The sequence below is a fragment of the Proteus sp. G2674 genome (genome assembly GCF_009915195.1).
Classification (GTDB): domain Bacteria; phylum Pseudomonadota; class Gammaproteobacteria; order Enterobacterales; family Enterobacteriaceae; genus Proteus; species Proteus mirabilis.
Window position 1 is genome coordinate 12,559 of the sequence record NZ_JAABLS010000003.1, and the last position, 21,443, is coordinate 34,001.

General features: G+C 33.8%; 15 protein-coding genes and 1 pseudogene. 13 read left to right on the plus strand and 3 right to left on the minus strand.

Annotation, left to right across the window (positions count from 1 at the left end):
• Nucleotides 1–9: 9 nt before the first annotated feature.
• The 12 genes and pseudogenes from trbC (at nt 10) to GWI58_RS00365 (ending at nt 16,683) form a co-directional block, all read left to right on the plus strand.
• A complete protein-coding gene (gene trbC, locus GWI58_RS00310; protein WP_237611649.1) occupies nt 10–435 on the plus strand; it encodes a type-F conjugative transfer system pilin assembly protein TrbC in 426 nt (141 codons plus the stop codon).
• Nucleotides 425–2,299: a conjugal transfer protein TraN gene (locus tag GWI58_RS00315; protein WP_161768801.1), complete on the plus strand. Its 1,875-nt coding sequence runs from the start codon at nt 425–427 to the stop codon at nt 2,297–2,299. The genes trbC and GWI58_RS00315 overlap by 11 nt, the downstream gene beginning before the upstream one ends.
• Entirely contained in the window at nt 2,299–3,081 is a 783-nt protein-coding gene (gene traF / locus GWI58_RS00320) for a type-F conjugative transfer system pilin assembly protein TraF (protein ID WP_161768802.1), read from the plus strand. Before GWI58_RS00315 ends, traF begins: the two co-directional genes overlap by 1 nt.
• 120 nt (nt 3,082–3,201) lie before the next feature.
• Nucleotides 3,202–3,681 (plus strand): annotated as a pseudogene (trbB, locus tag GWI58_RS00325) (type-F conjugative transfer system pilin assembly thiol-disulfide isomerase TrbB); the annotation flags it as partial.
• Nucleotides 3,678–5,039, plus strand: a complete 1,362-nt coding sequence (locus tag GWI58_RS00330; protein WP_115064956.1) for a conjugal transfer protein TraH — start codon at nt 3,678–3,680, stop codon at nt 5,037–5,039. The pseudogene trbB and the gene GWI58_RS00330, both read left to right, overlap by 4 nt.
• Before the next feature lie 3 nt (nt 5,040–5,042).
• Complete coding sequence (traG, locus tag GWI58_RS00335) at nt 5,043–7,850, plus strand: conjugal transfer mating-pair stabilization protein TraG (protein ID WP_161768803.1); 2,808 nt, start codon at nt 5,043–5,045, stop codon at nt 7,848–7,850.
• A gap of 8 nt (nt 7,851–7,858) precedes the next feature.
• Entirely contained in the window at nt 7,859–8,365 is a 507-nt protein-coding gene (locus GWI58_RS00340) for a hypothetical protein (protein ID WP_161768804.1), read from the plus strand.
• Nucleotides 8,366–8,375: 10 nt separating this feature from the next.
• A complete protein-coding gene (gene traD, locus GWI58_RS00345; protein ID WP_115064959.1) occupies nt 8,376–10,430 on the plus strand; it encodes a type IV conjugative transfer system coupling protein TraD in 2,055 nt (684 codons plus the stop codon).
• Between the two features lie 19 nt (nt 10,431–10,449).
• A complete protein-coding gene (gene mobF / locus GWI58_RS00350) occupies nt 10,450–15,387 on the plus strand; it encodes a MobF family relaxase (RefSeq protein ID WP_161768805.1) in 4,938 nt (1,645 codons plus the stop codon).
• A gap of 56 nt (nt 15,388–15,443) precedes the next feature.
• Nucleotides 15,444–15,650, plus strand: a complete 207-nt coding sequence (locus GWI58_RS00355; protein WP_115064961.1) for an Hha/YmoA family nucleoid-associated regulatory protein — start codon at nt 15,444–15,446, stop codon at nt 15,648–15,650.
• A gap of 12 nt (nt 15,651–15,662) precedes the next feature.
• Nucleotides 15,663–16,115 (plus strand): H-NS histone family protein, encoded by a 453-nt coding sequence (locus GWI58_RS00360; protein ID WP_161768806.1) that lies wholly within the window; start codon nt 15,663–15,665, stop codon nt 16,113–16,115.
• Nucleotides 16,102–16,683, plus strand: a complete 582-nt coding sequence (locus GWI58_RS00365; RefSeq protein WP_337247325.1) for a DUF459 domain-containing protein — start codon at nt 16,102–16,104, stop codon at nt 16,681–16,683. Before GWI58_RS00360 ends, GWI58_RS00365 begins: the two co-directional genes overlap by 14 nt.
• Before the next feature lie 674 nt (nt 16,684–17,357).
• On the opposite strand, the gene GWI58_RS00370 is transcribed toward GWI58_RS00365, so the two are convergent.
• Genes GWI58_RS00370 through GWI58_RS00380 form a run of 3 tightly spaced genes read right to left on the minus strand, consistent with a single transcriptional unit; the run spans nt 17,358 to nt 18,741 of the window.
• On the minus strand, nt 17,358–17,789 hold the full coding sequence (locus GWI58_RS00370) for a hypothetical protein (protein ID WP_161768807.1): 432 nt from the start codon (nt 17,787–17,789) through the stop codon (nt 17,358–17,360).
• Between the two features lie 52 nt (nt 17,790–17,841).
• Nucleotides 17,842–18,402, minus strand: coding sequence for a recombinase family protein (locus GWI58_RS00375; protein ID WP_115064964.1), 561 nt, complete (start codon nt 18,400–18,402; stop codon nt 17,842–17,844).
• A 12-nt stretch (nt 18,403–18,414) separates the two neighbouring features.
• Nucleotides 18,415–18,741 (minus strand): hypothetical protein, encoded by a 327-nt coding sequence (locus GWI58_RS00380; RefSeq protein ID WP_161768808.1) that lies wholly within the window; start codon nt 18,739–18,741, stop codon nt 18,415–18,417.
• A 967-nt stretch (nt 18,742–19,708) separates the two neighbouring features.
• On the opposite strand from GWI58_RS00380, the gene GWI58_RS00385 reads away from it, so the two are divergent.
• Nucleotides 19,709–20,623 (plus strand): RepA family replication protein, encoded by a 915-nt coding sequence (locus GWI58_RS00385; protein WP_231357579.1) that lies wholly within the window; start codon nt 19,709–19,711, stop codon nt 20,621–20,623.
• Nucleotides 20,624–21,443 lie beyond the last annotated feature (820 nt).

Genomic DNA, 21,443 nt, shown 5'->3' on the forward strand with positions numbered 1-21,443 from the left:
GGTGCATATATGAAAAAAATATTACTGACAATGATTTTTACGCTATTTCCTATTTTATCGTATGGAAATATGGAATCACCTAACATGGAAGAAAATAAAAATGAAGTTGCCTATTTTTTATCTTCTTCAATCCCTGAAAAAACGTTAGCGTCATTGATACATTCAGCGGAAAGCCAAGGTATTCCTGTTTATTTCAATGGGCTTATTGATGATAGCGTCGATAAGACAGCTAAATATATGTTGTATTTAGTTCAAAAATACAAAATTAGTGGCGTTGAAATCGACCCTAATCGATTTGAATACTACGGTGTTCGTGCGGTTCCTGCGTTAGTGAAACGTTGTGGTGGCAAATTCGATATTATTTATGGCTCGGGTTCTATCAGCGGATCGCTTTCTATCATTGATTCAGAGGGAGACTGCAAAAATGAAAAATAGCATTATGTACATTGTTATTACAGGTTTGCTTTTGAGTTATTCACAAATTGGTTTTTGTGATGCTATGCGTGATGCGTCAAAAGAGGGAAGTAACTTAGGTAAGTCCTCAGTCAACCAAGCTAAATCAACAATGACAGGTTTCAATCCTGAAAAAGAACTGCAAGGTTTTACTCGAAATCCTAATGAAACTCAGTATCAAAAAAATGATTCAGGATTAAGCCAAGCTGGAAATAAAGAGCTTGCTGATTCAGAACTTGGTCAATCAGCAAGAGATAGTTTTATCAACAATCCAAGAGATAAAATTTCGTGGGATAGTGAACTTATCAAAAATGCTTTAAATATAAAAGATAAAGCTGATGTAATAGTGAGTGGTTCAGGGGAAAACTGTGTTAAACAAACAAAGAATGAAAGCTATTTTTCTAATCACTTATGTGAAAAAGAACATAATATTAAGTCAATATGTACGAAAAAAGCTGAGATAAAATGGAGTGAGTCGGTAGGATATGAAGAAAAAGAAATTTTTATAAAAAATAACCAACTAGAATATACGTTAAAATCAGAATCTAATGGTTATTTTATCTATTTTAAAATTCCAATCGAAAATGAAAAAATAATTTCATTTACTTCTTATACTTGGGCTCGTTATTGTGGCCCTAGGTCTTCTGATAATAGAATTTTTCCTAAAAATACTACGTATTTACTAGGAAAGGAGTGGTATTCACAAGCAGAATCCAGCTGTGATGATAATGACTTAGGGCGAAGTGTAGAACATCTACTTTCAGAACCAATTATAGTTAAAGACAGCCTATTTGGAAAAGTAACGACAATAAAACCACTTGCTAATTATTTTTTAAATAGTTTAAAACAAGGTGGTTTAAAATTAAGTTTTAAGTTTAAAGTATTAAAACCATATAAAACATTTAAACCCGAAATAGTTTGGGTTGAGAATTGTCCTATTAATAAAGAGGAAGCCGTAAAGTTAAAAGAGTGGTGTAACCAAAAAGGAGAAACAAGGAAATTCAAAAAGGATGGAAGAGAATATGAGGTTTATAGTGAATGTTGGGAATATTCAGAAGAATGGGTAACTAATGAAGGGGACGATAATACTTGCTCTCAATATGAAAAAGATCCCAATTGTACAGTTGGTGAGCATAAGTGTATTTTAAAAATAGGAAATAGCTGTATTCGTAGTGAAATAAAATATCAATGCCAACATACAAATAAAACAGAAGGCTATGTTTGTGGCGATAAATTTTATTGTGATGATGGTTCTTGTGTTGACACCATAGGTAGTGAAAATAATGGATTTAATGAAGCTGTAAGCCAACTAGCAGCAATTTCTCAAGCAGGAAAAGAGATGGCGGGGCTTGATGAAAGTAAGATGAAGGCTTTCTCAGGTAAAGCAATGGAATGCAGAAAAGCTGCCGCAGGATTCAGTGATTGCTGTAAATCTAGCGGTTGGGGTAATGATATTGGATTGGCTCAATGTAATTCTGAGGAAAAAGCGATTGGTCAGGCAAAAGCTAAGAAAGTGATTATCTCAGTTGGTACGTATTGCTCTAAAAAAGTGTTAGGTGTTTGTTTACAGAAAAAAAGTTCTTATTGCGTATTCGATAATAAGCTTGCTCGTATCGTTCAAGCTCAAGGGCGTTCTGGTCAGTTAGGCATTGGTTTTGGAAGTGCTAAAAATCCTGATTGTCGAGGGATTAGTATTGATGAATTGCAACGCTTGAGATTTGACTATATGGATTTTTCAGACTTTTATGAGGACTTACAGAGTAACCTTAAAATCCCTGAGCAAGATAAATTACTTGATGAGATCAATCGTCGTATGAGAGAAAAATTTGCCGAAGGAAAAAAATAATGAAAAAAATCGCTAAAATTTTATCTACAGCTATTTTTATTGCTATCAGTCAACCGATATTGGCAGATGTTAAAGGTAATGAATATCATGATCCAGTTAGCTGGCAATTTTATAATTTACCTGAAAAAAAATATAATGATGAGAATAGAAAAATATCAACTCAACCAGAAATGAGTTTGGAAGAAAAAGCAATGCGCCAAATGAAAACGATTCAAAAAAAACTGGAAGAGTCGAAAGCATTAGCAATTATGAATCCAACTCCTGAAAATATAGCAGTATATAAAACGTATCAAGATTTTTTTACTGAAAAAGCTAGTAAATTCTCTTCTCAGTGGGAGAAAATGTTACTAAAATATCCTCATTTGGACTATAATATTCAAAATTCTCATTACAATGCTACTGCAGCAATAAAAACGGCAAAAGAAAGACAAGTCCAAGCTCAAGCAGTAAGATTAGTTAATCAACAATACGGAATTTTCTTTTTTTATCGAGGTAGTGAGCCTTTAGACAATCAACTTGCAAAGGTTGTTAAAGAATTCAGTCAACAATATGATCTTGCTATTATACCAATCAGTGTTGATGGTCGCTTTTCTTCTGAATACCCAAACTCAAAAAAAGATACAGGACAATCAATATCAATGGATGTGAAATATTTCCCTGCTATTTTTTTAGTTGAACCAAGAAAAGGATCATTTAAACCATTATCTTACGGATTCATTTCTCAGGATGATTTAGCTCGACGAGTTTTGAATGTTGTTACTGATTTTAAACCACGAATATGATTGATAAATAAGCATAACGATACTAAAATAAACAAGTGGCTTGATTTTTTGATTTGGTGAAAAATAAAATGAATAAAATAGTGATTGTATTAGGATTTTTTTTTTTCTAGTTTTAGTTACTCATCAACACTTGATGAAATTAAACAATTGGAAATAAATAAAAATTTCAAAAATAATTATTCTGTACAAGTTGAAAGTAGAGAAAAAAATTTTATTCAACTTTCAACAGGGAAAGAAATCAATATTTCAGATTGGCAAATAGTTCATTTTATTAAAAGTGATTGTCCTTATTGTCATCAGTTTAACCCAACATTAAAAGAAATTGCAGATAGTATAAAATTACCTGTTTTTGTATATAGTTTTGATGGTAAAGGAGATTCTACATTTCCTGTCGCCTATCCAGTTAACAACGAAATTATTCGTACTTTTTTTGCAGAAATTCCGCAAGCAACACCTACATCATTCTTAATCAATGTCAATACACTAATTACTGTTCCATTATCACAAGGCGCAGTGTCAGCAAATTCTTTATTACAACGTTTAGATGAAAGTTTTATTTTGATCGATAAATTACAAAATGAACAAGGAGTTATTGAATGAAAATAATCAAAAAAACAAAAATCGCCTTACTTTGTTTATGTAGTTTATCATTTTCACTCCATGCGGATGTAAACTCAGATCTCAATGACTTTTTTAACAAACTAGGAGGTGGTTCTAATGTTACTCAAGGGGGGGCTTGGCAAGGTCAATCAGCTGGTTATATGACTGGTGGGAATCTATTTGTTCGTGTACCAGTTCGAAATATACAGCTTATTTCAGTCACATTACCTGATGTAAAGGCTGGTTGTGGTGGAATTGATGCCTATCTAGGGGCATTTTCTTATATTAATAGTGATCAAATTAAAGCAATGGCAAAACAAATTTTAAGTAACGCTGTTGGTTATGCATTTGATTTAGCTTTAGAAACCACTATGCCTCAAGTTAAATCTGTAAAAGATTATTTGCAACGATTAGCTCAAGATATGAATAACCTTAACGTATCAACATGCCAAGCAGCTCAAGGTATTGTCGGAGGATTAGCCCCTAAATCTCAAGCTACAAGTGAATTTGTGTGTCAATCAATTGCACAAAATCACAGTGTTTTTGCAGATTGGGCGGCCGCAAGACAAGGTTGTGGTGCTGGAGGGGAAACAGATAAAGTTTTTAATAAGGCTAACGCAGAAGAGAGAAAGCGGATTCCACGAAATAAAAATCTTACATGGTCGGCATTTAGTAAAATTAGTCAGTTTATTTCTAATGATCGAGAATTAAAAGAAATGATGCAATCTGTGGTTGGTACGGTGATTTATGATAATAAAGGTAATTTAACCATTATACCCGCAATGGGGGCAAGTGACTCTTTGGTGAATGCGTTATTGTATGGTGGCGAAACCGAGATATACCGTTGTAATGATGAATCACAATGTTTAGCACCTAAGAAAGCTAAATTGACGGTTACGGCAAGTAAAGCAATGGTTGAGCAAGTCAGAACAACATTGGTTGGTATCTATGACAAAGTGAAAAAGGATACCCCGTTAACCGATAAAGAGAAAACATTCATCAACAGTACCCGTGTACCGATTCAACGCTTTATTGTGGATTCAGCCATGCTCAATATGGATGCAAGTTTTATTACCAATCAGTCAGAGTATATTGCGCTTGATATTACACTCGCCTATATCGATGGTTTAATTGATACCGTAGAAATGGCAGCGGCAGGCTCTTTGAACACAGAAGAAGAAAATAAACAGTTTCAAGATAATCTTGCCAGTGTTCGAGTGAAACTCGGTCAACGTCTTAATAAAATTCAAATTAAGCAAAACTCATTCCTAGAAGCGGATAGGCAGTTATCTACTTTAAGAAAGCAATTATCAAACTCCGTATCATCCCAAATGATGCAAAACTATACGTGGGAGTAAATAATGGCGAATCCATTAGAAATTACAGTTTTGTATGGTGTTGATATCGTTGCTCAGACCTTCCAAGCGGTCGCCACTATCATGCAAAACAACGGTTGGAAAACCTTGTTATATGCAGCCGAAACAATGGGCGTTTTGGTTTGTATCACTAAGTATATTAAGACACATGATCTTCGTACTTTTGGGGCGTGGATGCTCACTTTTGTGATTGTCTACGCTATGTTGTTAACACCGAAAACCAATGTTGTTATTCGAGACTTGGCTAGCCCAATGGTTGTGAAGAAAGTTGATAATGTTCCTGTAGGTTTAGCCGTTCCTTTCTGGTTTTTAACTAACATTGGAAATAGTACCGCTCGAATGTATGACACATTTTTCGCGCAGCCTGACGAGTTTCAATATTCAAAAACAGGTTTGTTATTTGGTCAAAAATTACTTCAAGATAGCTATACGCTAGGTATCAAAAACTCTGAATTTAATATGAATTTCAGTGACTATACAATTAACTGTATTATTCCTGATATGGAACTGAATCATAAATACACGATTTCAGGTTTATTTAATGATCCGAAGGTGTATGAAAAGATATTTTCTAATGCGAGTCCTGTTAGGGGGATTTATTACAAATTTGGCAGTACAGCTCAACCTCAATATATGACATGTAAAGATGCAGCTACACGATTAAAACCGATTATTGATCAAGAGGTGAGTAACCCTAATAGTGCAACACTTTCATCTTTAGGTCGTCGATATGCGATAGGTGAAAACGGTCAACAAAATAACGTATTGTTACCATCTAGGGTGAATAATGTTTATTCTCAGCTTATCGGTGCAAGTCAAAGCTCCGTTGATATCTTAAAGCAAAATATCACTGCAAATGCTTTACGTTCTTCTATGGGACGTTTTCCTGCGGCAATGGATGGTAGTGCTGATTTAATCGGTATTACATCCCAACAATCTTTAATGAAAATGAAATTAGCGCAGCTTTCGAGCTATGAAATTGCAGGCGAAATGCTGCCGTTCATGCATACTGCTTTTTTAACATTGTTAATTGGCATCTTTCCTATCATGGTATTAGCTCTTTTCATTAAAGAAATGGCATGGGGGGTGACTAAAAATTACCTCAATGTTTTGGGGAGTTTAATGTTGTGGCCAGTCATGTTTGCTATTTTTAATAATATTATTAATACGCTTTCAGGTGTCACATTACATGGACAAGCATTTACCATTTCGAATATGGACACCGCGCTAAAAAATGCAAGTTCAATGGCTGGTGTCGCTAGTTGGCTAATGTTATCGATACCCTTTATCAGCTTTAAATTATTTACGGGATTGGGGCAACAAATCGCAAGTGCTGGCTCATACCTCGGTAATGCTTTAACCAGTGCCACGTCTGCCGATGCTGCTGCTGTCGCGTCAGGTAACTACAACATGGGTAACATGAGTATGCAAAATGTGAGTGGGTTTAAAACTGATTTAAACCATTCATATAGAGAAGGCTTGTCAAGCGTACAAACGTCGACTGGTGCGATGGTCACAACGACACAATCAGGACAGGTTATTTACGACACCAATTCGAGTATGTCTCGTTTGCCAATGAAACTCGATACATCTTCTATACTTGATTCTAGTTTTAGTAAAGCATTAAGTGCTCAACAACGAGAAACACAATCTTACCAAGAAGGTTATCGTAGCTCTGTTAATGATAGTTATAACATTGCAACTGCATTAAGTAACAACTTTGCAAAAAGTGGCGATATGGAAACGGGATTATCGAAAGAGCAGCGAGAATCTATTGAACAAATAACGCGCCAATCTAAAGAAGCAAGTAATAGCCAAAGTATATCTGATTATACCAGCAGAGATTTTGTAACTAATACAAGCAGCACTGATACCGGTAATATTGGGCTTGGTGCAAATGTTGGTGTTGGTGTAGATAAAGGTGTTAAAGCAGGTGCAAATGCAAATATAGGATATAATCATAGAATTGATGATACAAACACTGATGCTGCATCGTATGGCTCTAGAACATCAGATGACAAACGTATTTCAGATAATTTTACAAACAGTGAGTCTGTACAAACAGTGCGTAATATGTCTGACAGTGATATTAATAGAATTCGTGATAGTGAAACCCGAAATTTAGTCTATGACTTAAGAACTAGCTTGAATAAAGCCAGTGAAAACTTTGCTTCTTATAATGATAGTTTGAGTAAAGAAAAAACTATCTCAGAACAAGCTAACCTTACTGAAAGTGAACGTTTATCTTATGCAGAATCGTTGGAACATGAATATGCTCAATATGTTACAAGTAAGGTTGGGGTTGAAAAAGCAACATCTATACTAACTGATGCTGGTTCTCCTGAAGCTCGAGCACAACGGGAGCAATTCAAAGATGAATTTACGAATGACTTAGCAAAAAGTATCAAAGATGGTCATTTCAATAATGAATCTAAAGTAAATGCAAGTTATTCAGGTATGAATGTACCTACTGATGCTATGAAATTTAGTGCATCAAGCTATCAAAAAAATTCGGAACAGTTCAAAGAGTTAGCAGATAAAGGTGGTATTGTTCAACAAGTTACAACACTTGATTTTGAGACTAATGAACGACAACGTTCTAATTTAATTGATGCTATAAATAGAGATATTAGTACGGATGGTCGAGCGTATAATGCGGATAAAGAAGCAAGATTAAATCAATTATCTCAAGAAAGAAAGATCGAAGATCCAAACGAAAAATATGCCGAATATGAACATAGAATCAGTACACAAAAAGGACTCAATAAACATGACTATGATGATAAATATTGAGGTGATAAATGAACAAATTTAAGTATATTGTTATAGGAACGATAATTTACCTATTAAATATTTTTTTTGTTAGTAAAATAGCGAACCTATTAATATTAGGTTCATTAATTATATCTTTAATAGTTATAATTATTGGGGATGATTATATAAAGGCTAACAAATATGTAAAATATGCATACTTATTGTCAATTGGCTCTATTTTAATATTGTTTTTTCTATTTGATTCTTTATTTTCAGGAGAGGTTGATAAATTAAGCCTTTATTATCAATTTTTAGTTTTTTCTTTTGTTTTCTTGCTTGTTGTTAATATTTTTTCTATTTTTTTTATTAAAAAAACAAAATTGGATATTAAATTAAAAAATAGTAATTTTAGTAAATTTGAGTTTAATGATGGCGCTATGAAGCAAAGAACTATAGAGATTAATCCTACATCAGGATTACCAATGAAAAATGGTATTGATTCTGTTGGAAATATCATAGGACAAAACTCAAATAATTCTATAGATAAAAATTAAGGCATTTGTTATGAGCTTAGATGCACGAAATATGACACAAGGTGGTCAGGTTATCAAATACATGCTCAGTATGTTTTTGCAGATAACAAACCTTATTGTGTATTGGACAACCATTCTTGGTGTTATAACATTTTTTTCATATTTGCTTTCAATAATGAAATGGATTTACATAAAAAATGGTCTTTTTTATTTCTATATTAAACATGTGGTTTTAAATATTGGATTAGGTAGCAAAGAAAATATATATAAAAATGAATATGTTGTTTCAGTGCTAGAAAATAATAACATTATAGAAAAAAAACTTACAGTCGCAAAAATTATTGATAGCCCTTACTTTGTAGAGTGCGGACGTTTATTAAAGGAAAATGCATTTGAAGCATTTGGTGTGGGGTTATTTATTTATCTATTCTCATCTATAATAATTTTTTATTATTTAGGACGAAAAGGTGCTCAACAAAGAAAAAATGATATCATTGGTGGGCGTTATTTAGCTAAATCTGTAAAAGATGTTAATCGATATCTCAAAGCAAGAGGTGAACAATCTTATTTGAAAATAGGTGATTTGCATATTGTAAAAGATAGTGAAACTCAAAATATCGGGGCACAAGGTTCAGTAGGTACAGGGAAAAGTACCATTATCAATAGCTTTCTTGCACAAGTTCAAGCCGCCAATCAGAGAGCGACTATTTATGATAAAGGGAATAACTTCATTAAACTTTTCTACCGAGACGGGAAAGATATTATTTTAAATCCGATGGATGCTCGATGCCCCCGATGGGATTTATGGCTTGAATGTTTGGATAAGGCAGATTTTGAATCATTCGCATTGCCTTTAGTTCCCGATAGTAAAGGTGATCCATTTTGGAATATGTCAGCACGTAGGTTATTCGTTTCAACCGCTGAAAAAATGAGAGAAGACCCTGACAGGTCGATAAAAAAATTACTGGATAGGTTACTGTCATTTTCGTTAGCTGATTTACAAAAGTACGTAGAAGGTACAGATGCTTCAAGTTTAATTGATGGTAGCGTTGAGAAAACAGCTATGACAATACGAGCGGTGTTAGGGGCTTATGTCAACGCACTACGCTATTGTGAGCATTTAGATAATGTCAGTGGTGAGCCTTTTGCAATACGTGATTGGGTGCATAATGCAGACCAAAACTCGTGGATATTTATATCCAGTGATGGTCGATTAGAAACTGCACTCAAGCCATTAATCACCACATGGATTAATATTTTAATGCAATCAATACTATCCCTTAGCGTAGATAGAAAAAGACGGATTTGGACGGTATTGGATGAATTAGCGAGTTTAGGTAAGTTGCCAAAGTTACAAGATTTTATGCAAGAAGCACGTAAGTTTGGAGGTGTGACTTTTATCAGTATTCAAAACTTCCCTCAACTCGAAGAACTTTATGGTACTAAGTCAGCAAGTGCGATTTGGGATCTCTGTAATACCACTATCTACTTTCGTGCTCCGAGTAGTTCAGTTGCTGAGTGGGTTCAAAAAGAGATTGGCGAAATTCATCATAACAAATTTCAAGACCAATACAGCTACGGTGTTGATACCATTCGGGATGGTGTTAACTTTTCTAAGAATGATACGAGAGATAAAATTGTAAGTTATTCCGACATCCAAAATCTGAATGATTTGGAGTGCTATGTATCATTAAAAGGAGACTACCCCGTTGTTAAATTAAAACTTGCGTACAAAGCTTATCCTGAAATTGCCGAAGGGAAAATTGAAAGACGTGATATCGATATTTCCAAGGTGGAACTAGTTACAGAAACGAATGAGGATGAATTTGTTGATAAAGTTTTCAATACTCAAAAAAGTAATAATGATGGGAGTGAGACTGGCAATGTACAATCCGAGCAACAAAGTAGTGGAATTGAAAAGGTAATGACAAAACCCAAAATAGCAGATTTAACAGCTAATCCAAAACCATTAAGCAATGAGCCTATTGAAGTAGACCCGAACGAAAAATATAACGCTGAAAATAATATCATCAAGAAAAATAAAGACAAAGATGATGATGGTTACAGTAATTTAATTGGCTTTTAATTAATCATAAGGACAAGAAATGTTATCACTTTCAAGGGTTAGTAGTGCCAGTGGTGCATCCAGTTACTATGAGCAAGAAGATAATTATTATTTTCTTGGTGAAGCCACAACAGCATGGTTTGGCAAAGGTGCTGAAAGTTTAGGGCTTAGTGGTGCTGTTAATCGAGAGGATTTTAAGCATGTATTAGAGGGTAAATTATCCAATGGTGAAAGTTTAGAGCATATGGTTAATGGTGAAAACAAACATAGACCAGGCTATGACTTAACTTTTTCTGCCCCAAAGAGTGTTTCCATTCTTGCATTAGTTGTTGGTGATAAAGCAGTATTAGACGCGCATAACAAGGCTGTAAAATTTGCTTTAACTGAAATAGAAAAATCAGCGTCAACACGTATAATGAAAGATGGTGTGGTCAGTATTGAGCAAACGAATAACATCACCGCTGCGTTGTTTATGCATGATACAAATCGAAATTTAGAACCTGCTTTGCATACTCATGCTATTTTAAGCAATATTACAGAGACTAAGGATAGTAACTGGAAAACATTGTCAACGGACAAATCATTAGAATCTAATGCATTTATTGAAACCATTTGGAAAAATCCCATTGCATTTGGATCTTTGTATCGTCAACATCTAAAAGCTGATTTAGAGAGTCTTGGCTATAATTTAATTGAAGCTGGTAAATATGGACAATTTGAAATAGAAGGTGTACCAACGGAAATGTTTTCATCTCGAAGAAAAGAGATTGAAAAGGCTGTTGGTAAAGATGCTACAGCAAAACAAAAAAGTATTGCTGCTAAAGACACACGAAAAAAGAAAGATTTTTCCAATATCGACGAAGTTAGGAAAAGTTGGAAAAAACAGTTATCACAAACAGGCTTTGATCATGAAAAAATCAAAAATCATGAAAAAATCATCAACACAAAAGACAATGATGTTGATATTAAAGCTGTTGTTAAGCAGGTTATTAAAAATTTAGAGAAAAATAATGCTAAGTTCACGCACGATAAACTTTTATCACAAGTGATTAATTCTATTGGAATAGAACGTTTTGAAAGTATTAACAGCCTAAGAGATATCATTAAAGAAGAAATAAAAGAGGGTTATTTAGTCCCTCTTAAAAGCAATGGCGATCTCTTTACAACATTAGGTCATTTAAAAAGTGAGACTAATGTTGTAAAGCTAGTTCATCAACTCTCAGGTGAAAAAATAAAATTATCATCAAAAGATAGTTCATCTTTAGCTAACTATATGGTCAGTAATGATAGTCAATTTAAGTCTATATCAATTATAGGTAATAATGAATTCTTGATTCAAACATTAGGCTCAATTTCTCAACTGGCAAAAGAAAATGAGAAAAATAGTGTTGTGATTGTTCCTGATAATAAGACAAAACGATTCATTTCTGAAAATATGACGGGTGACACTAAGGTTTTATCTGTCAGAGATGTTAATGACGATAAAAAACAGTTATTACAAAATTCAATTATTTCGATATATAAATCTGAAAGCATCAAGCTAGATTCAATTAATGACATTTTGAATAAAGCTAAAGATGATAATTCGATTGTTATTTCCATTGATACTAAAACAAGAACTAACGAAGGTATTTTTAGTGATGTACTAAAGAAGGCAGATATAGAAACATTCAGCTTTTATGAGAATAATAAGAGTAAACAGATTTATTTTGTTAGTGATGTTGATAAGGGTGATAGATTAAAAATTGCATTAAAGCAATATATGACATTATCAATTAATAATAAAGATGCCATTATTCAAGTGCATAACAATAAAACTAAACAGCAAGTCAATAATACGATTAGGGGGCAGCTAATTAAACATGGTTTGCTTTCGGAAAGTAATATCAACGTTAGAAATGAACAACAAGTTTTTCTATCGGATGAAAATAGAAACCTACGGAATACGTATAAGAAAGGGCTCATCCTCGATAATGTAAAAGAAAATAAAAGATTTAAAATTGCGGATGTTGATAAGGCTAAAAATGCGCTTTTGCTGATTAATGACGAGGGCGAAAAGTCTAGATTATTGATTAAAGATATTGATAAGAATTATAATCTTATCGAAGAAAAAAACATAAACTTACGCGTTGGCGAGAAAGTGAAAACATATCAACGTGTTGGTAACTTAAAATCAAATTGTGAATATACAGTCTCAGCCATTAGAAAAGGAAATTTCTTGTTTGGGGAAAAAGTATATCTAGAAGATAAAGAAGGAAAAACCGTCTCACTAAATCCTAAAAAAACAACTAGCCTTGATTATAATTATAGTGAGACGTTTGGTTCATCCTTGAACTTAAACAGAACCGTGATTGCTATTTTGAATAAAAATGATGTTTCCAGTACCACGATGAATAAAATCAAAAAAAGCGGTGATTCAATTATTGCTATCACAGGTATGAGTAAAGAAAGTGCTGAATCTAGAATTGAAAAAGTTGATGCAGGGATAAATCATATACCTAAGAACACAGGGAATATTTTTGACACGATTTCAAAAATCAATGAGATGAAAAAAGATACTCTCAGTGATTTTGATAAAATTATTGAGTTAAGTATTGATAGATCCAGTGGTGGGAACGTCTTTTTTAATGGTGCAGCCGTTGTGATGAATGCGACTAACCTAGATAGCAGTTTATCTCTAGAGAAAATTACAGATGCAATTAATATTCGTATAGAAAACGGGCATATTATTCCTATCACAAGTACCGCATTGACTGATAACTATGTAAAAAGAGAAACGTTTAATAATGAAGTTAACATTATTAAACGTATATTCGAAGGTAAAAATAAAGCGACACCGATTAGCTCTGACACATCCCTTTTAGACAATAATAAATCATTAACGAAAGGGCAAAAAGCTGCGAGTGAGCTTTTATTAACGTCGAAAGATTCGATTATTGCTATTCAAGGCTACGCAGGGGTTGGTAAAACCACTCAATTTAGAACTGTAGCACAAGCGATACAAACCACTCGACCTGATATTACATTAAGAGGACTTGCGCCAACGCATAGAGCTGTTTCGGAGCTGAAAGGTGCTGGTATTGAATCACAGACAATAGCCAGTTTTACTCAAGAAATGGCAGTGAATGAATTTCAAGCAAATTATAAAAATACCGTTTTTATTATCGATGAAAGTTCCATGACAGGAAATAAGGGATTGAGCCAATTACTTGATTCCATAACAGGTAATGGGGGCAGAGTTATTCTGTCGGGTGACAAAGACCAATTAAAATCCTTTGAAAGTGGTGTTCCTTTCAAATTGACTCTTGAACGTAGCGCAATCGATCATGTTGTCATGGATGAAGTCGTTCGACAAACTCCTGAACTAAAACCTGCGGTTGAAGCTATCATTCAAGGAAAAGTGCAAGAGTCGATATCGGTTATCCAAAAAGTATCACCTAACACTGTTCCTCGCTCAAATAACAATTATGCGCCTGATACTTCCGTTATTGATCTCAAAGGTAAAGAACGGAATGACAAACTGAATATAATCACGCAAGATTTCGTGAGTCGGACGTTCGATGCCCGTAATGATACGTTTATTATTACTCCACTGAATAGCGATAGAAATGCGATTAATGAACGCATTCATGATTTGTTAGTACAGAGCAGAGCATTACCAAGTGGCGTTGAAATTCAAACGTATGAGCGTGTTAATAATCAAGAATATGATATAAAGACTACGCAATTTTGGCAAAGCAATATTGATAATACCGTTAAAATTAGTAATAACTATTTCAATATCGATAACATTAATAGGGATGGTATTATTACCCTCACCAACTTAGAAACAAAACAAGAGTTTGCTTTTTCAGCTTTAGAAGCTGACCCGAGAAATATTTCTGTATATCGGGAGCGAAATATTGAAGTGAGTGTTGGTGATAAAATGCGAATGACCGTGACGGATATTGAACAAAATGCATTTAACAATGATATCGGTGTTGTAAAAAGCATTGATAAAAAGCATGTGACGATGGATTTTAATGGGCGTGAAGTTACATTTGACCCACAACAACATAATGGGAAACATATTGATTATGCATACGCTATCACATCATATTCTTCTCAAGGTGCATCAATACCTTATGTCATTGTCTATGATGGTTCAGAAGATAATAAACGCAATTTAGCGGCTTTAGATAACACTTATGTTGAATTATCTCGAAGTAAAGAGCATGTCCAGTTATACGTTGATGATTTAGAAAAATGGGAAAAACACATCGAATATAACACGGGAGAACGAGTAACTGCTCATGCTAAACTGAATTATTCAGAAAATCAAAAAGCTAACATTTCATTAAAAATGTGGAATGAAAGCGCAAATATCTCAATTAATCTAGCTAAAAAACTTCCTGATATTTTACAAAGTATTGCAAGATTTTCCAATAAAAGCCAAGAAATTTTACTACCTGTACATGATGAATACGGAGTGCAAAGAGGTAATTATCATATTCCGGTGGGAATATTTAGTGGGACATTAGATTTTGAATCAGCTCAATACAAAGGTGCTAATGATGGAAATATTATTGTTATTAACAAGGGGGATGATGAGTTAACACCTATTGTCTATGAAAAAAAGAATATAGAACAAGCAATTAGTCATGATTTAACTGATAGCTCTATCATTATAAAGTTAGATGAAAAAGATAAAAATGATCATCAGGTTGAATTAACAAAAGAAGAAATTTCGTTACAAGAAGCAATTGAGGAAATTATATCTAGTAAAGATAAAACAGAAATCGATATCCCTATTAATGAGGAAAAAGAAAGGATTATGGATAATATCATTGATATGAAAGAAGAAATTAGCCACGGTATCGATTATATTAGTGAGTATGACAATAAAGATATTGATAAACGTATCAGACATGATGAAGAAAATATTTTAAGGCATACCCCCGAAAAAGAATCAAGTAAAAATATGGATATTGATATTTAGTAATACATGAATTTAATCTTGTTTTTTATGAAAAATATTCCTAGTATTGAGGAAGTATGAAAAATAAATTTGACTGGTTAAAACAGCTAAGAAGATGTCAAAATATGAGCACACTAGATACGATGAGTGAGCGAATTATGGTTAAATTAGCCACTAAGGAAAAAGAGTATTTTCAGTTAGCTCTTGACCATCGCAAAGCTGAAATTGTTATGAATCAGTATTATGATCACGTACCCGTTTCCGCATGGAAATATGTCGAATAAGAAGGAAAAATAATGTCATTAACCACTGAACAAGAATATGAAATTACCACAGCAATTATTGGTAGTATTACTTCACTCCGAAAATTTTCAAAAGAAAAAGATCTATCATGGCTCAAAGCTACTTATGAAAAATTTGAGAGCATCATTAAAGAACGTGAAGAAGAAGAAGAGTTACTTGAACTTGAACGTCAAGAAAAAGAGCAAATTAAGCAAAAGATATTAGAAGTTGCTGCACAAATGGGGTTAGACCCTACAACAATATCATTTGATGATGATGCTAAATCAAATAAAAAAAGAAAGAAATCTTTAAAAGTGACTCAACCCAAATATCGTTTTATTGATCCATTAACTGGTAAAGAAGATACTTATAGTGGGCAAGGTAGAATGAAAAAAGGGTTAAAAGCGCTTTTAGAACAGGGGCATTCATTAGATGAATTTTTAATTGATAAAAATGAACATCAATAAATTACTAATCACAGCTATTATTTCTCTATCTGCATTGCCCCTTTTGGGGCAGTGCAAACCCCTATTCATAGGTGACTCATTAACGTATGAACTCGCCATGAGCTACAAAGAACGTGCGCCTGTAGATGCTAAGTTTTTAGAAAGTACAGGGCTACAATCGACAAAGCTATTACATTGGCAAAATTACATACAGAAAATCAATTTTCAGCAGTACGACACGGTTTATATTGTTCTTGGTACAAACGATTTGATCCATCAGTCAGATGTGCAAGCCTATCAACAAAAAGCTATGCGGTTTATTAACGTCATTAAAAGTAAAAACAAAAATATTGTTTGGCTCTTACCGCCAACATTAAAAAATGAAAAGAAAAATGCGTTATTAAACAACACAAGACTTGCTATAAAAAATGCGGCATATCAAGAAGGCATAAGAACGCTAGACATGAGAAATGCGCTTGGGAGTGATTATAGAGCCATTATTAACGGCATTCAGGTTAGGACGAATGATGGGATTCACATTACCAAAAATGGTGCTGATTCAGTAATTGAAACATTGTTGATGAAATAATTTATTATTTATTTAGTTGCAATATGGTTCTAATTGGGATAGATAAAAAAATAATAGAGTTTGGTATTCAAACACCCGAACCAGCTTAAACTAAGTTACTAAACTACCGCGCTTCGCTTGCTCAACTACGACCCGACAAGCAATAAATTGCTTGTCTCTCGCAGTTAGTTTCTTCTTACTAAGAGTATTATATCAACTATATCTGATTAGCATAAAATCTAGGGTAAACTTCATCAAAATTAGTGATCAATCGGTGGATGAAAATCACAAAAATCAACTGTGACCAGGGAAAGGGAAAGCCTTATTTTTTAGATGGTTATAATTCTTAATTTAGAACAAATTTTTTGATGGAAAAGTTGTTTGTATTAGTTAGCTAATTTTCTCCTTTAGAACAAATCCTGAACCGCACTACATGTTGGCCGTTCCTGTGTTATCGCATTCCTCACACGTTAACTCGCAAGTTCAAACCAAGATTAAAAATCATTTCACTAAGCCGCGCTTCATTAAAAATTAAGCTCATACTAGTTTCTTATCACACATCCATAACGAACAAAAACACTGGTACACAAACCCCCTAAAAAACGAGTGCATAATAACTTAATTCATTGATTTAAAATAATTTAATATGTGGCCACGAAAACATTAAAAGATTTTAGAGATTGCTTTAGTTGGTATTATTGAATATATTGGTTCAAATCGACCCACTTTTTTTCATGAAAAATTTGGATATCGTTAAATGCCAGACCAGCCATAGAGAAACGTTCATTTTTTTCATTGAGAGATCCTTTACACCAAAATAAATAAGCGTCACCGATTGCGAAAGTATCATCCCAACTTTCATGAAAGCCTGCTTGCACAATAGAAGATTTAAGGCAACGAAAGAGTAAGGATTTTGTTCTTAGATAATTAACGTATTCATTCGCAAGAGAAAAATTTGCAAAAAAACAAATACGGTAAATCCCCTCATCCGATAGGGTATTCTTTGTTTTTTCAATTAATGTTTTATGTGGGAACATATCAGGGAACCACCGTTTGGCTCTAAAGGTATAGTCATTAATTGCTTTAAAGTTGATTTGTTTATCAATACGATAGACATATTTTCCCATATAGACTCATTCTTTATTTAATCTGAATTGGCAATTAATTTAACTACACATCTTATACCTTTAGCGCCTTTTTAAGGCGATAAAATTGTGCGTGTTGTATGCCTGATAATTGCATAATTTCAGCATCTGTTAACGATAATTTACCTGATAATTTTTCGGTAATTAATTTTTGAGCTTTAAGCGCGTTATCTGATACTGGACGACCTTTGTACCTTCCCTTTTGTTTAGCTATGGTTATTCCTTCTTTCTGGCGTTGACGTATGAATGAACGTTCAAGTTCTGCGACAGCGGCTAACAATGTGATCATAAATTTACTGGTAGGGGTGTTATCGAATACCATCTGATTATCAATAAATTCAACCTTTACGCCCTGCCCTGTCATTTCAGCTAAAAGAGTTAATAGGTCTTGTGTGTTTCTGGCTAATCTATCAACTGATTTTACTCTAACCGTGTCACCATCACGCAATTGTTGTTTCATAGCGTTGAGTTCTGGACGAGCAACGGATTTACCTGACACTCTATCGATGAAAATCTTATCACATCCGACAAGCGCGTTTATTTGGCGTTCTACGTTCTGTTCTTTCGTACTTACTCGAACATACCCAAATATCATTTATTGAACACTCTAATTACTAGTTGAAAAATAGTGGCCATAATCATCTTTAATATGTTTACCTTTTTCTGATAGTGCTACTAACAATGGTTGAATAGCATTGTAGGTAGTGTTACTCAGCCCTAATTGCTTTGCATTGAGCGAGTTGATTATATTTGCCAGAGTTGTTAATGTGGCGTTTTCAGGGAGTTCATTAATAATATTTTTAAATACGGCTTTGTCTTCTGCACTGATATCAATGTTCATAGCTGCCAGCAACACATCAACAAGTGTATCAATTTCATCTCGTTTAATAGCTTCACTAATTGGATTTAGTCTGTTCATTTCATTTCTCTTCATTTTGTATCATTAGAATGATGTAAAAGATAATGTATCATTTGTCAGCTAACCATAAGTCATATGATATATGAATGTAGCTTACCTAACAGTATATCATTTAACTATACTTTAATGATATAAATAAAGAGCGCCCTTGTTGAGTACCTTTTATTCGATATGATACAACATATTGTGACAACGTCACCTTTTTTTAAGTAAAGTTTGGGTTTTGGCTATAGTTTGAGTTTGAATCAGACTCAGTGATAAACAATAGGGTTACGGTCAATACAGCAAGGCAAACCAACAAAAAATTGAAGGTTGTTTTATGATTACCTGTTTTTTCCTTCTTAACAAAAAAATACAACGTTAAGCAATAGACCATAACTTGAGTGATGATCAGTAAATAAAACATATATTCCCCTCACATAAAATCACCAAAAAACTTAATCCTTGATGTAATTAGAAGAACGAAAACAGTGTGCTCTCTATTTTGCCTTGAAAGTAGTGCACCTAAAATATTTATTTCATACATCATTCTCTGCGTGCACCATTTCCCATAAACACATTTGTGTTTAATGCTATGTATTGGGGTTATATAGGGATTATGCCCAATCAAAGAGGTTATTTATTATCTAAGTAAAAATGCGTGCACATCCCAAATAACGAATATACAAGAGTTCCATATTCAGTTGAAGGAGATGCAGCTTAACAAGCGACTTGATTCTTGCCATTTTTAGCTCTAAGTGGTAAATTCGGTATCCAATTGGTGGGATACAGCCAGAAATGTGTCAGGGAAAGGGTTAAAAAACCCTAAAAGAAAAACCCCGAAATCTTCCTTGAGTTTGGCGACCTGAGAAGAATATCGGGGTATCACACTAAAATTCCGTATAGAACTTGTTTGCTCTATACGGGGAGTATAAAGACATGAGTAGAGAATTTCAAGATCTCTTTTGTTCGCTCCTTCCGCGCAACATAAGTTTTGGTTTTTGTGAGTGAATTAACATTATCAAGAACTAAAGTTCATCGGCACTATAAGCCACTCTTTAGCGGTGCTATTCCTAAATTACCTTTGATTAAGCGTTTCATTGGCGCAATCAATGTGCATGATTGGAATCGTAACACGATCATTAGAAACCAACGCATAAACGATAAACAACGTCTCTCTATACGTTCTGAACGTCGTGAAACGTGGACTGAATTAGCAAAGGTGATGATTGCGTACGCTAATTACAGTACAGAATTTGATTCTATTTGTGAGGTCATGTGTTCAGTAGAAGATCTAGCAAGAAAATGCGGGCAACTGCATATCTATGAAAATGGGAGAAAATGCTATGATCCAACACTGAGAGCTATACGAGCATGGGAAAGAGCAGGACTGATTTATGTAGATAGAGACACAGACTCAGAATCAGGGCAATATAAAGCACAAAGAATTTGGCTCAGAGAGGGCTTTTTTATAGGAATGGGGTTCTCCAGAGACGAACTGAGAAAAATTTTCAACAGTTTTAACCGGTGGCTTATAAAAACGGGTAAAAAAGAAACTCACAAACAACGATATGCTAGACACTTATTGGAACTAGCAAAAAAAAATGTAGCTTCATTAAATGGAAAATACAAGCTTAAGTCATTGTTATTAAAAACAAAACGAATATTCGTTGGTGATGATATTGAATTAGAAAACGAAAAAAAACACATTGAGAAAGCTCTAAAAGAAAAAATAGAATTAGAAAAATCAGTTAATAAAAAAGATGGCCATAAACGCAGAGCATGGAAAAAATATCTGAGTTGGAAAAATTCACAGCCGTTCGCTATTGTCTTTAATTTCGAAAAAGAAATGAACAGACTTTATCCAAATATCAACGAAGAAGAGAAATATTCTTACTACCTAAAACATTTACCCTAACCATCTGATGCCTTAAATAACCGCCTTAAATGGCGGTATCTTTGTTTGTTCAAAAAATATTTTGCTCACAAAATATACAATTAAGTGTTGTAAGCGCTCAGTTTTTTATAACTCCGTACTGAAAATGTAAATAAGAACATAGGATCGAATAAATAATAGACGATTAAAATCGTTCTATTACTATCGATAACAGTTAAAATCGATCTTTATCTCTGAACTAAAGACCTTTTTTTTAAACAAAAAAGGTAGGTAGCTCATAAATGGCTACCTAATCTTTTTAAAATAAAGATAAAAAATATAAAAAAGCCTTCGCTTACAAGCTATTTCATAGCTGTCGCTCAGAAAAATGTTGTTTTCCGTTCATACAAACGCCCCCCTAAGCAACCCTACGGGTTACTAAGTCGCTGTACAGGCTGTTGCGAGATAAATCTCTGACAGCCTAACAGCGCTTCTCAAAGGGGGCTAATTAACTATTATGATGTGGCCCGTTCCGATTGGCTCTACAGGGTGAAGGGAGGTTTCTTGCTTCCTGTACGGCTCTCAGTCGCATTTGAATGTTATACCTTGCGTCATAACATTCAAATGCTCCGCTTCGGGGCGCATGGGCTCTTACAGCTCCTTTTTGGCTATCTTTCACCCCTTCCTTTGGTGATTACGGTTTTTTAATCAAACTTTAGTTATTGATCTTTACTGTATCTCATTGTTTTTTAATATTAAATTAATTGTTTTTTTTGATGAAATTGACAAAAAAAGCTTGAAAAGTCCCGAAAACGGGACTATAATTATTTATATCAAGTGAGGGGGAACTTTAAAAGTTCTT

Excerpts from the sequence above, each read along its gene's own strand:
- trbC (WP_237611649.1), top strand. The coding sequence starts at position 10 with ATGAAAAAAATATTACTGACAATGATTTTTACGCTATTTCCTATTTTA.
- GWI58_RS00315 (WP_161768801.1), top strand. The coding sequence starts at position 425 with ATGAAAAATAGCATTATGTACATTGTTATTACAGGTTTGCTTTTGAGT.
- traF (WP_161768802.1), top strand. The coding sequence starts at position 2,299 with ATGAAAAAAATCGCTAAAATTTTATCTACAGCTATTTTTATTGCTATC.
- GWI58_RS00330 (WP_115064956.1), top strand. The coding sequence starts at position 3,678 with ATGAAAATAATCAAAAAAACAAAAATCGCCTTACTTTGTTTATGTAGT.
- traG (WP_161768803.1), top strand. The coding sequence starts at position 5,043 with ATGGCGAATCCATTAGAAATTACAGTTTTGTATGGTGTTGATATCGTT.
- GWI58_RS00340 (WP_161768804.1), top strand. The coding sequence starts at position 7,859 with ATGAACAAATTTAAGTATATTGTTATAGGAACGATAATTTACCTATTA.
- traD (WP_115064959.1), top strand. The coding sequence starts at position 8,376 with ATGAGCTTAGATGCACGAAATATGACACAAGGTGGTCAGGTTATCAAA.
- mobF (WP_161768805.1), top strand. The coding sequence starts at position 10,450 with ATGTTATCACTTTCAAGGGTTAGTAGTGCCAGTGGTGCATCCAGTTAC.
- GWI58_RS00355 (WP_115064961.1), top strand. The coding sequence starts at position 15,444 with ATGAAAAATAAATTTGACTGGTTAAAACAGCTAAGAAGATGTCAAAAT.
- GWI58_RS00360 (WP_161768806.1), top strand. The coding sequence starts at position 15,663 with ATGTCATTAACCACTGAACAAGAATATGAAATTACCACAGCAATTATT.
- GWI58_RS00365 (WP_337247325.1), top strand. The coding sequence starts at position 16,102 with ATGAACATCAATAAATTACTAATCACAGCTATTATTTCTCTATCTGCA.
- GWI58_RS00370 (WP_161768807.1), bottom strand. The coding sequence starts at position 17,789 with ATGGGAAAATATGTCTATCGTATTGATAAACAAATCAACTTTAAAGCA.
- GWI58_RS00375 (WP_115064964.1), bottom strand. The coding sequence starts at position 18,402 with ATGATATTTGGGTATGTTCGAGTAAGTACGAAAGAACAGAACGTAGAA.
- GWI58_RS00380 (WP_161768808.1), bottom strand. The coding sequence starts at position 18,741 with ATGAAGAGAAATGAAATGAACAGACTAAATCCAATTAGTGAAGCTATT.